Annotated in this window: 10 protein-coding genes; 7 read left to right on the forward strand and 3 right to left on the reverse strand. The window is 39.4% G+C overall.

Annotated features, from left to right (window positions below; all coding sequences use genetic code 11):
* Nucleotides 1–109: 109 nt before the first annotated feature.
* From ACLCDV_RS09515 to ACLCDV_RS09525, 3 genes are read right to left on the reverse strand one after another with little or no spacing between them, the layout of a single operon-like run.
* On the reverse strand, nucleotides 110–1,072 hold the full coding sequence (locus ACLCDV_RS09515; RefSeq protein ID WP_411973520.1) for a PCMD domain-containing protein: 963 nt from the start codon (nucleotides 1,070–1,072) through the stop codon (nucleotides 110–112).
* A 60-nt stretch (nucleotides 1,073–1,132) separates the two neighbouring features.
* Nucleotides 1,133–2,827, reverse strand: coding sequence for a phosphoethanolamine transferase (locus ACLCDV_RS09520; protein ID WP_411973521.1), 1,695 nt, complete (start codon nucleotides 2,825–2,827; stop codon nucleotides 1,133–1,135).
* A complete protein-coding gene (locus tag ACLCDV_RS09525) occupies nucleotides 2,827–4,014 on the reverse strand; it encodes a BamA/TamA family outer membrane protein (RefSeq protein WP_411973522.1) in 1,188 nt (395 codons plus the stop codon). Before ACLCDV_RS09525 ends, ACLCDV_RS09520 begins: the two co-directional genes overlap by 1 nt.
* Nucleotides 4,015–4,947: 933 nt before the next feature.
* On the opposite strand from ACLCDV_RS09525, the gene ACLCDV_RS09530 reads away from it, so the two are divergent.
* The 7 genes from ACLCDV_RS09530 to ACLCDV_RS09560 all read left to right on the forward strand — a co-directional run bounded on the left by ACLCDV_RS09530 (nucleotide 4,948) and on the right by ACLCDV_RS09560 (nucleotide 12,253).
* On the forward strand, nucleotides 4,948–5,334 hold the full coding sequence (locus tag ACLCDV_RS09530; RefSeq protein WP_317667449.1) for a hypothetical protein: 387 nt from the start codon (nucleotides 4,948–4,950) through the stop codon (nucleotides 5,332–5,334).
* Complete coding sequence (gene kdpF / locus ACLCDV_RS09535) at nucleotides 5,331–5,408, forward strand: K(+)-transporting ATPase subunit F (RefSeq protein ID WP_120259290.1); 78 nt, start codon at nucleotides 5,331–5,333, stop codon at nucleotides 5,406–5,408. The genes ACLCDV_RS09530 and kdpF overlap by 4 nt, the downstream gene beginning before the upstream one ends.
* 98 nt (nucleotides 5,409–5,506) lie before the next feature.
* Complete coding sequence (gene kdpA, locus ACLCDV_RS09540) at nucleotides 5,507–7,195, forward strand: potassium-transporting ATPase subunit KdpA (RefSeq protein WP_317667448.1); 1,689 nt, start codon at nucleotides 5,507–5,509, stop codon at nucleotides 7,193–7,195.
* A gap of 22 nt (nucleotides 7,196–7,217) precedes the next feature.
* Nucleotides 7,218–9,227 (forward strand): potassium-transporting ATPase subunit KdpB, encoded by a 2,010-nt coding sequence (gene kdpB / locus ACLCDV_RS09545; protein WP_411973523.1) that lies wholly within the window; start codon nucleotides 7,218–7,220, stop codon nucleotides 9,225–9,227.
* Nucleotides 9,228–9,304: 77 nt separating this feature from the next.
* Entirely contained in the window at nucleotides 9,305–9,874 is a 570-nt protein-coding gene (locus ACLCDV_RS09550; RefSeq protein WP_317667446.1) for a K(+)-transporting ATPase subunit C, read from the forward strand.
* A 91-nt stretch (nucleotides 9,875–9,965) separates the two neighbouring features.
* A complete protein-coding gene (locus ACLCDV_RS09555; RefSeq protein ID WP_411973524.1) occupies nucleotides 9,966–11,048 on the forward strand; it encodes a porin in 1,083 nt (360 codons plus the stop codon).
* Between the two features lie 83 nt (nucleotides 11,049–11,131).
* Nucleotides 11,132–12,253, forward strand: a complete 1,122-nt coding sequence (locus ACLCDV_RS09560) for a sensor protein KdpD (RefSeq protein WP_343567123.1) — start codon at nucleotides 11,132–11,134, stop codon at nucleotides 12,251–12,253.
* Nucleotide 12,254 lies beyond the last annotated feature (1 nt).

Raw genomic sequence — 12,254 nt, forward strand, 5'->3', positions numbered from 1 at the left:
CTGAGTTTGTGCCAATTTTTTTTTTTTGGATTCACCAATTAAGATTCTTAGAACTCGCATTTTTAAGCTGTATTGATCCTTTTTACAATCTATTTATAATTTTACACTTTTACTCATAAACCAGGCCAACATTATCAATCCAAAGGCGGCTCTCGGTATTTCCAATATAAGCACCGCCATTACTAGAAGAAAACTGTACAATTAAATGAGTTACGGCGTCATCTTTAGTTCCCCAGCCTACTTCATGGATTGGAACGATAGCACCTTTGCTATTTTTAGTATAATAAGCATCTGAATTATCTCTTAGCCGCATATCTGATGTATAATAGCCTTGTTTACTGATATCTCCATAATTCACGAGTAGACGATATTGGTTTATCCAGTTGCTTACGGTTTTATCCAATAATTTCCATCCCGTAGCAATGCGTTTCGCATACACATTACCATCTTTATCTTCCCATCTTTTCTGTAGAAGAATCTGTATTTCGGCTTTGTCGGTTCTTTTTGCATCCGAACCGTTCCCCATGCCGTTGACGTATCTAGAAGCTCCTCCAGTGATGACTTTATAGTCAAATTGTAAGGCTTTTGGTTTTTTTGAAAATGGAATACCGGTTATAAGTTTACTTTGAGGATTCTTTGTACTTTTTATGGGTTCAAGCATCTCTCCTAAAAAAATGGTTCCAGATGCTAAGACATTAATGTTTATAACACCAAATACTTTTACGCGCTCAATCCGTGTTTCGAGCCGAGCAGCATAGCCTTTGTCCCGAATTTCCGGAAATACTGTCACACTACCTTTGGTGATCCCACTAACAGTGGCCAATACGGACGACGTTGCCCATGGTGAGTTTTTATTTTGATAAGGCGTATTGATCGGAAGCTTCTCTTTGGAACCTGTAATTTCATAGAGGTATTGTGTCTTCCCGCCTATAACAAATGATTCTTTCACTTCCCGCTTTAGCCATTGGTCCATATGACCTAGGGGTAGGGCCTCTACTTTCTCGTTTTGGGCTTTTGTCGCAGCAGGAAGTAAGGCTAGGACTAAAAGCCATGATTGTAATTTTATATTCATTATATTTTTAATTTTCGATAATACTATTCGCAGTGGTAAACTGACGCTACAAATTGTTTGTTAATTTTTAATACCATTCTTTTCAAGCATTTCGATATCCATTTGCTTCAGGTTCATCTTTCGATAAGGAACAGCGATATCGTGATCGTTAAGATAGAGGCGCGGGGCAATCTTAAAATCTTTATGAATTAATGATAGTGTGGTATCCAAATAAGGGCTGTACAGCTGGGCCGCATTCAGCATTGTGTGGAAGACGGCATTGCTTGAAATCGGTTTTTTACTGTTTATACTTGCAGCCTGTATGGCATTTTTATGGTCGGCTACATAGGAATCTGAAAACCACATAATAAACGGAATTCTTAATTGATAATATGTAGGCGTCGGTGAAGCATGTAAAAATTTGTTTCTATTATCATCCATCAAGTCTTCACCATGATCAGAGGTGTATAATAGGGCGACTTTTGCACCCGTTTTGTTCAAGGCATCAATGGTTGATGATAAAAAGTGATCAGTATACAAGATGGTATTGTCGTAGGCGTTGACCAGTCTGTCCTGTTCAGATCTGCTGACATTACTGATATGGTCGGGCATGTATTTTCTGAACTGTTCGGGATAGCGATCCATGTATTTAAAATGCGATCCATAGGTATGGAGTAAAATAAATAAGTCACCTTTATTTTCCTGGATCTGCTTTTGCATTAAAGGGATAAGCTCTTCGTCATAATGATTTTGAGTGACTCCGGTTTTTTTGTTCGTCGTGCGAAGCGTTTTATACACTTTTGCACTCTTGGTAAAATATTCGATAAAAGAGCCATTTTCAGCTTGATTGGACAGGGATATCGTGGTGAAGCCCGTTTCATTAAAAGCTTCAACAATACCTTTTCTTTTGTATATGCTATTATAATCAGTGATTTTGACATCCGATAAGAGGATCGACACACTCTTATGTGTTGTATTGGACTGAGTTAATGCATCTTTAAATACGATCAAGTTTCTTTGCCGCTTTAAGCAGGGGTTCGTTTCTCTATGATATCCATATAGCGACCAATTGTCGGCTCTGCCAGTTTCGCCAACGACTAGTACATAAATCTGTCTTTTTGAAAGATCTGATGATTCCCTTTTTGCATCGAACTTAAACAAATTTGAAGTTTCCCGATAGTGTTTTATTTTATCTATCTTTCTAATAGCCAAAACCAGATTGTTTATCGCATTAATCGGATATATGTCGTTTTTGAAGATAAGAGGATCGTTATTTTTTAGTGTACTGAATGCGGATAACAATAGAGCCAATACTAAAAATAATGTTGCTGACAGTTGAGTCTTCCTTCTAAAGATATTGCTTAAATAGCTCTTTTGGATCCATTGGCGTATAGCGAAAACCAGAACCGGGACGTAGAGCACGAGTACTAAGGCGATTGAGGGTAATAGGCTGCTGAGCAGTTCATTGATCTCCGAAGTATTGGTGGAGGCTACATTGAGGAACATATCCACCGCGATTCCGTCCTCACCATACAGGTAGAAAAGTACGATCTGAAAAGCATGTAAAAATAGGAGTGGAAAGGTTAGCAGCAGGCTAAATCCCGTATTTTTTAACACAGAAAAAATTAGCATGTACAGTCCCAACGGAAAGAATAAGATAGTCAACTTTCCTAATCCATCTACGGGTTGGGTCATAGCAAAATAGAAACTGGGAGCCATATTTACTAAAATGTAGTACCAGAATAGAACAATTGGATTTTTTGTAATTGTCTTCATTAAAATGCTTCGTAAATATTGAAATAGAAACCGTTTTGTCCTCTACCAAAGCCGTAGTCAAGGCGCACGTTTACTCTGTTTTTGAATTCCCATCGGTAGCCTAGGCCATAGGTAGGAAGGGTATGTGACCAGTCGATTTTTTTTATGGATTCGAAGACGTTTCCGGCTCCGCCCCATAACGCGGCACCATGACGGCCATGTATTTTTTGCCGTAATTCCACCTGGCTATTGAGCTGGTTACGATCACGGTATTGCCCTAAAAAATAACCCCTCATCTGCCGCGGTCCACCTAGTTTTGATATCATTGTCCAAGGAGTTTCCCTACTGTTAAATTCTCCGTTAAAATCGAAGGCAATAAGGCCGTTTGTCCATAAATTTTGATATGCTCTTGTCGTGAACTTTATTGCATTAAAGAAATTCCCGTTTCCAAAAATAGCCGGGAAGAATGTTTGTTCATATTGAATAAATAAGCCTTTACTTGCATTAGGAATAAAGTCTCTACTGTCGTAGGATGCTAGAAGACCCCAGCCTATCGCCGTATTCGTCGTATTTTGGTCAGGCTTAAAGGAGATATCCTCAAAGTTTTTGCTGCGAATATTCTGCGCCGAGAATATTAATCCAACATACGTATTGCGAAGTATTTTTCGCTGTAAGTCGAATTTTAGTCCCAAGTGGTATTCATCATATCGCGAATATAGACCTGATGCGCCGGCCTCATAGCCAATCCCATAGAATCTGGTCGGTAGGTATTTAAAATTCATATCGTAATTCAGGCGATATTTATTCTCGGGAAAAATTGTTGTATTCTGGACACCGATTGAGAAAAAGCCACTTGTGGTAATATTGGCGTATACTGCAACATCTGAGGGCGGGAGACTTAAATCATGTTTATCAATTCTGTAAAGTCCTGAGGCCATCAGGCCTAAGCCAAGTTTTGTATCAACAGAATAGTTTGGCCCACCTATAAATGAGATGTCAAATTTACTTTGTGACTTGTCTTTTTTTGCCTCTTCAAAATAACTCGTAATTCGTTTGAAAAGATTTTTTTTAATATGTAAACTGTCTTGTAATACTATTACGCTATCCTGCTTCGTTGGCTTTGAATATGTCAATTCCTGAGCAGATGAAATTGTAATGGAAAATAGAAAAATTGTGGATAATGCAATCCAGGTAAGTGTTTTTGTCATTGTAAAATTTCGTTGGTAAACGATGATGATAGGAAGAAAAACCTAGCATGATATTAAACGGGATGTTAAAAGAACAATTTTCAACATCGATTTATACCCTAAAAAGAGTTAAGGATAAAAGAAATAAAATATATGTTTAAACACATAAACAAAGGTAAGACTTTTTAGTCGATCTGTATCGCTGTAAAGTCAAGGTAAAGTAAAAACGACTGCGATTTACTTTAAAGTAGAAAACGCCAGCACGAATTATGATGTTTTCGCTAGAACCAATTATTCAAATTTGAGGAATGGCGGTCTGAAGTTTTTCCTTTCTTACAGCTGCTTTGAAATTGAACAATATGCATCGATCAGAAATCGAATAGCAACTTCTATATTTTTATTGACAGCTAATCGGTCATAACAATTTATCATATAGTAACCAACGATATATAGCTATTCCATTTATTTTCTGTCATTCAATTTTCTAACTGGATAGATGTTATTCATGTTAAAGGCCGGTATGGTGTGATTCATTCATTCCAATAGGATTGGAAGTCCTATCATTTTGAGAAAAATGCTATCAAAATGATAAGGTTTTTTTTAGTCGTTATGTGTTGTTTTTATATTCAATATGTTGTTATTCAGCTTGTTGTTTGTTTTGTTTTGTTGTTGGAATACAATTTGGCATAATGGATTTAAAGAAATGTAAAAATGAACAATACAAATGTTAAATGGGAACAGAGACAAGAGCCGCCTTCGTTTCGCCAATGGCTAGAATCGTACCACCTCATGCTGATTGTCATGCTAGCGGTATTGAATGTCGGTGCAATTATAAAACATTTTAGTGCAGTTTAATAAAATAAGAAAATGATAACGTTTGTATTAATTATCGCAGGTATAGCCTGCTTCGGACTATTCATCAAGTCTATTGGCTTTTTTGAGAAAATTTGAAAAATGAACGAAATAAATGAAACATTGGCAAGTCACTATCTGGCCAAACACTATGGTGAAATAAGGGAACAAATCGACACATTGTCTTCCCGGAGAAATTTCGCCGGAATATTTCAAGCTATTGTAAACCACTTCAATCTACTGGTTTCAGAAGGACAGCTTGAAAAAATAGGTGTTCGGTTAAAATACATGAGTTGGCTCTACAAAAGAGGAAATGAACATGTGCGTGATATTATTGAAAACCTATTTGTACGCTCTTTTCGAGGCATGAGAAGAAGATGTACGACAGAACAGTGGATTTACATGTACCAACATATTCCGCAAAATCTTAAACAAATATATCTGCTGCAGAACAGCAACAGTTATATCACTCAAAAATCTTTTATATGACAGCATTATTTGTGGTAGCTATCGGTGTATTTGTATACATCTGCTATGTACTACTAAAACCAGAGAAATTTTAAAAAGCTATGACCGATGGGAGGTGGATGAGGTAAGCCCTCATTTTACAGGATTTCATCGGGTAGTTTAAAAGAAAAAACTGAAATAATATCAATAAAAAATGAATACAGAAATTTTAGGAATAATCGTCATGTTTGTCGTATCGGTATTACTAGCAATACCGTTGGGCAAGTACATTGCAAAAGTATATGCTGGCGAAAAAACACTGCTTGACCCCATATTTAATCCCCTGGAAAGGATCTTTTATAAGGTTAGTGGTATCAATCCTCAGGTTGAAATGAACTGGAAACAACAGATGGTGGCGATGGTCACGATTAATTTGATCTGGTTTTTACTTGGAATGCTCATTTTAATGACGCAGGGTAGTCTACCCTTGAATCCGGATAATAATCCGAGTATGTCTGCTGACCTTGCGTTCAATACCGTAATCTCTTTTGTTGTTAACTGTAATTTGCAACACTATTCGGGAGAAACAGGGCTGAGTTACTTGGGGCAATATTGGTTGATGTTCTTACAATTTGTGAGTGCTGGCATCGGTTTGGCAGCTGCTGTAATTGTTTTCAGAGCATTCCGCGACCGCACAGCAAATACATTGGGAAATTTCTACAATTATTTTGTTAAGTCTTGTACACGTATCCTACTTCCGCTTTCATTCGTGGTGGCTATCATCTTAGCTTTTGAGGGCACACCTATGACTTTCGAAGGAAAGGATACCATAATTTCTTTACAGGGAGATACCGTTGCCGTCTCTAGAGGGCCTGCAGCGGCATTTATAGCGATCAAACATATTGGTACAAACGGCGGTGGTTTTTTTGGAGTAAACTCTGCACATCCCTTTGAAAACCCTTCTTACCTTTCCAATATGGTCGAAATGGTTGCGCAATTCATCATTCCTTTAGCCATGATATTTGCCATGGGCATATTTATCAAGCGGAAAAAATTCGCCTGGATGGTTTTTGGCGTGATGACCGTCGGCTTCCTTTTGCTTGTTATTCCGAATATTATCATGGAGACCAAAGGCAATCCAGCGATAGCTGCAATGGGGATTGATAATTCTCTTGGCGCGATGGAAGGTAAAGAAGTTCGCTTTGGTGCGCCTGCGTCTGGTTTTTGGAGTATCGTAACCACAGTGATTTCAACAGGATCTGTAAATGCAATGCATGATAGTACCATGCCACTATCCGGAATGAATGAACTGCTCGCTATGATGATTAATGCTTTTTATGGTGGTTGTGGTGTTGGGATTTTAAACTTTTTTATTTTCATCATTCTCGCAGTATTTATCAGCGGCTTGATGGTGGGGAGAACTCCAGAGTTTCTAGGTAAAAAAGTGGAAGCCCGGGAGATGAAAATAGCAATGATCATCGCCTTGTTGCACCCTTTTCTAATTTTGGTCGGTACGGCTTTGGCGGCCGCAATGCCACAATACACAGCTTCAACATTGAACAATCCCGGATTTCACGGATTTGGTGAAATGCTTTATGAATACACTTCATCGGCTGCAAACAACGGTAGTGGTTTTGAAGGATTGGGAGACAATACCATCTGGTGGAATGTCAGTACAGGTTTTGTGCTCATTCTGTCTCGCTTCTTGCCGATTATTGGACCGGTAGCTATCGCGGGTTTATTGGCCGAAAAGAAATTTATTCCTGAGGGAGATGGAACATTGAAAACAGATACAGCAACTTTCGGACTTATGGTCTTTGCTGTTATCGCCATTGTTGCTGCGCTATCCTTTTTTCCAGCGCTGGCATTAGGTCCCATCGCAGAATACTTTTCACTTTATTAAACGTTGATTAAAGACATTAGAAATGAACAATAATACATCACTGTTTCAAAAAGATATGGTACAGGAAGCACTGAAACAGTCTTTTGTGAAACTGAATCCGAAAACAATGTTTCGTAATCCAGTCATGTTTACTGTATGGATCGGAACAATGATTATGCTGATTGTCAGCTTATGGACATTGGCGGGGGCAAAGGGACAGGGTAGCTTTGGTTACAACTTTGCCGTATTCATTATCCTATTACTCACACTGTTGTTTGCCAACTTTGCCGAAGCTATCGCTGAAGCGAGGGGAAAAGCGCAGGCGGATAGCCTGCGCAAAACAAGAGAAGAAACTCCGGCTAAACTTAAAAATGGCCATACCATCTCTTCTGCTCAGTTAAAAAAGGGTGATATTTTTGTCTGTGAAGCTGGGGATGTTATTCCCTCTGATGGTGAAATTATTGAAGGTCTTGCTACCATTGATGAGAGTGCAATCACAGGGGAGTCTGCACCCGTCATTCGGGAAGCGGGCGGTGACAAAAGCTCCGTAACAGGAGGAACGAAGGTTCTTTCCGACAGAATTGTTGTTCAGGTAACAACACAGCCTGGCGAGAGCTTCCTCGATAAGATGATTGCCTTGGTAGAAGGTGCTTCAAGACAAAAAACACCGAATGAAATTGCTCTAACAATCTTGTTGGCCGGTTTTACATTAGTATTTATCATTGTATGTGTCACACTAAAACCATTTGCTGACCATGCGAATGTAGGTATCACAATTGCTTCCTTTATCTCGCTGTTTGTCTGCCTTATCCCAACTACTATTGGTGGATTGCTTTCAGCGATAGGTATTGCCGGCATGGACCGCGCTTTGAGAGCGAATGTTATTACAACAAGTGGTAAGGCTGTGGAAACCGCCGGCGATATTGATGTCTTGCTATTGGACAAGACTGGCACGATTACAATTGGTAACCGCAGAGCAACCCATTTTTATGCTGCGCATGGTATTGATGAGAATAAATTAATAAAAGCAGCTGTATTGAGCTCCATGGCGGATGAAACACCGGAGGGCAAATCCATTATAGAACTGGCGGGTATCAATCCGTTGAGTTATGATGTGAAAAACCCTGAATTCATCAAGTTTACAGCTGAAACACGAAGTTCAGGTATAGATTATGAAAACATACGTATCCGAAAAGGTGCAACTGATGCGGTTAAAAATCTTGTTACAAGAGCTGGCAATACATTCCCGGAAGAAGTTGAAGAGAGAGTCAGAGCAATCTCCCAAAATGGAGGAACGCCTTTAGTCGTTTCTGAAAATGAAGTTGCACTCGGCGTAATTGAGTTGCAGGATGTGATCAAACCGGGTATTCATGAACGGTTTGAACGCCTTCGCAAAATGGGGATCAAAACCGTGATGGTAACCGGTGACAACCCCTTAACAGCAAAATTTATTGCCGATAAAGCAGGTGTGGATGATTACATCGCTGAAGCTAAGCCTGAGGACAAAATGAACTATATCAAAAAGGAGCAATCTGAAGGGCGTTTGGTCGCAATGATGGGCGATGGAACAAATGATGCTCCTGCTTTAGCTCAGGCCGACGTGGGAGTAGCGATGAATTCGGGTACACAGGCGGCAAAAGAGGCGGGGAATATGGTCGACCTAGATAACGATCCGACAAAATTGATTGAGGTGGTTGAAATTGGTAAGCAACTTTTGATGACGCGGGGAACATTAACAACGTTTAGTATCGCCAATGATGTGGCTAAATATTTTGCCATTATCCCGGCTTTATTTATAACTGCCATCCCGGCTTTGCAAGGACTGAATATCATGAAATTGCACAGTCCCGAAAGTGCAATACTATCGGCGGTAATTTTCAATGCGATCATCATTCCGATGCTCATCCCATTGGCGCTGAAAGGTGTTGCCTATAAACCAATTGGAGCAAGTGCATTATTACGTCGAAATCTGCTCATATTTGGATTAGGTGGGGTTGCCGTTCCTTTTTTAGGTATTAAGGTGATAGATATGTTAATATCTGTTTTCTTCTAATTATTAGATACATCTGGATTTTAAACTTCATAAAGGACAAGTTTCCTTCGGATTTTATCTCCATAACATATAAAAAAATGAAAAAAAATATTCTATCTGCATTCATGTTGACCTTCGTCATGATTGTATTCTTTGCGGTTATCTATCCACTTGCTGTCTGGGGGGTAGCTCAATTTTCATCCAATGCTGGAAAAGGAAAAATTATCCAAAATCATGGCAAAAAGTACTATGCTAATATTGGACAATCTTTCACAGCTGACAATTATTTTTGGTCAAGACCTTCGGCCGTAAATTATAATGCAGCAGGTTCGGGCGCGAGCAACAAGGGACCTTCAAATGCCGAATACCTAACACTTGTAGAGGCGCGCATTGATACATTTTTAATGCACAACCCTGGCATCAAGAAATCGGAAATACCAGTGGACCTGATTACGGCTAGTGGAAGTGGCTTGGACCCCAATTTCTCGATTCAAGCAGCGAAAATTCAGGTCAAACGTATTGCAGCAATACGAGGTGTCGAAGAGCACAAAATAAATCAACTGATTGAAGACAATACCGAAAAGCCATTGTGGGGAATGTTTGGCCCAGAGAAAATCAATGTGTTAAAACTCAATATCGCCTTGGATAATATCGGAAAACAGAATTAGAAAACTCCAACCTTGAAACTATCTGGCTCTGTCTAATTCGTCTTCGTGCTGATCAGAGCCGGTAGTTTTTTAGATAAATTATTTGTAATAAATGAAAAAAATAGTGATGTTCTCTACCCTGATGGTGGGAGCAACTGGAAGCCTATTGGCTCAGGAAGAATCAAAAAAAAGTCTGCTGATCAGCGGTTACGCAGAGCTATATTATCAGCAGGATTTCAATAATCCTAAATCGAATACTCGACCAGGGTTTGTTTATAGCCACAATAGAAATAATGAAGTCAGTTTAAACTTGGGTATGATCAAAGCAGCCTATGAAACACCATATACAAGAGCGAATCTCGGTTTCGGTGTAGGCTCATATATGAACGCGAATTATATAGCCGAACCGGGGGTCTTAAAGAATATTTATGAAGCTAACATAGGGGTCAAGCTTTCCAAAAATCATAATCTGTGGTTAGATGCAGGTATTTTACCTTCACATATTGGTGTTGAGAGCGCCATAGGTGCGGACTGTTATACATTGACAAGGAGCATGATGGCCGATAATTCTCCTTATTTTGAAACGGGAGCAAAATTGTCCTATGGTACGGCGAATGGCAAATGGACCATGGCGATTTTGGCACTAAATGGATGGCAGCGTATCCAGCGGGTGGATGGAAACACTACCCCTGCGTTTGGACATCAACTGACTTTCCGTCCTTCGGCTAAGGTGACCTTAAATAGCAGCTCCTTTATCGGAAATGATTTTCCGGAGAGTGAACGACGAATGCGTTATTTCCACAATCTGTATGGACAGTTTCAGGTCAGTGGACAATTTGCGCTGATTGCCGGATTTGACATTGGAGCACAGCAAAAAGAGAAAGGAAGCAATAAATATGCAACATGGTACACTCCGGCATTAATTGCGAAATACAGCCCTACTGACAGGATGAGCATCGCCGCTAGGGGTGAATATTACAAGGATAAGAGTGGGGTCATTGTCACTACGAAGACGGAAAATGGTTTTCAGACATTTGGTGCATCGCTCAATGTCGACTATCAGATTTTACCGAATGTGGTCTGGCGAACTGAACTGAAAAATCTGAATAGTAAAGACGCTGTATTTGCTCAACGGGATAATCAAATGAAAAAAAATAATTCTTCATTGGTTACTGCATTGACAGTTCGTTTTTAATTATCCCTCTATTTTTAGTGGTTCCCCTTAGCGAATTGTCTAAGGGGAATTTGTAAGTTTATAAAACATAGTAATTATATATTATGGATGAAAGAAAGAGTGCCGAACATTTTTTGAATCTGATCGAGAAGTCCCGGAGAGGTAAATTTAAACTCTATATCGGAATGAGTGCAGGAGTAGGGAAAACGTTTCGTATGCTTCAGGAAGCCCATGCGCTATTACGGAATGGTATTGATGTTAAAATTGGTTATATTGAGACGCATTTTCGTGCAGAGACACACGCATTACTGGAGGGCCTGCCCTTGATTCCCCGTAGAAGGCTTTTTTATAAAGGTAAAGAGCTGGAGGAGTTGGATCTGCAAGCAGTTTTGAGTCTTCGTCCAGAGATTGTAATTGTTGACGAGCTTGCTCATACCAACATAGAAGGAAGTAAAAATGAAAAAAGATGGCAAGATGTGATGGATATCCTTGATGCTGGTATCAATGTGATCAGTGCCGTCAATATTCAGCATATTGAAAGCCTTAATAACGAGATTCGTGATATCACAGGTGTTGATGTTCAAGAACGGATTCCAGATAGTGTCGTGGCACAGGCAGATGAAGTTGTCAATATAGACTTAACAGCAGAGGAATTAATTAATAGGTTGAAGGAAGGAAAAATTTATGAAAGTTCGAAAATCGCGTCGGCGCTAAGTAATTTTTTTAAAAGTGAACATATCCTCCAATTAAGGGAACTCGCATTGAAGGAAGTCGCCGCACAGGTTCAACGCAAAGTCGAAACTGAGGTCGTTCTCAATCGAAATGTCAAAAAGGAACGTTTTCTGGCCTGCATCAGTTCCAATGATAAAACAGCTAAAAATGTGATTCGGAAAACTGCCCGTTTAGCCAATTATTACAATAGCAAATGGTATGTCATGTATGTACAGGTTCCAAAAGAAAGTGTAGATAGGATCGCCTTGGATAAACAGCGGCACCTCATCAATAATTTTAAACTGGCGACTGAACTTGGGGCCGAAATTATTAAGGTAAAAGCAAAAAATGCCACTAAAGCCATTATGAAGGAATGCGAAGAGCGTATGATAACAACAGTGTGTATTGGCAAGCCACATATCAATTTGATCCGGATTATCCTTGCGACAGATACTTTCAATGCATTGTTAAATAAATTATCACAAGAGAATATTGATCTCGTAATACTGTCATAAG

This window comes from Sphingobacterium sp. Lzh-3 (assembly GCF_046764375.1).
Lineage (GTDB): Bacteria > Bacteroidota > Bacteroidia > Sphingobacteriales > Sphingobacteriaceae > Sphingobacterium.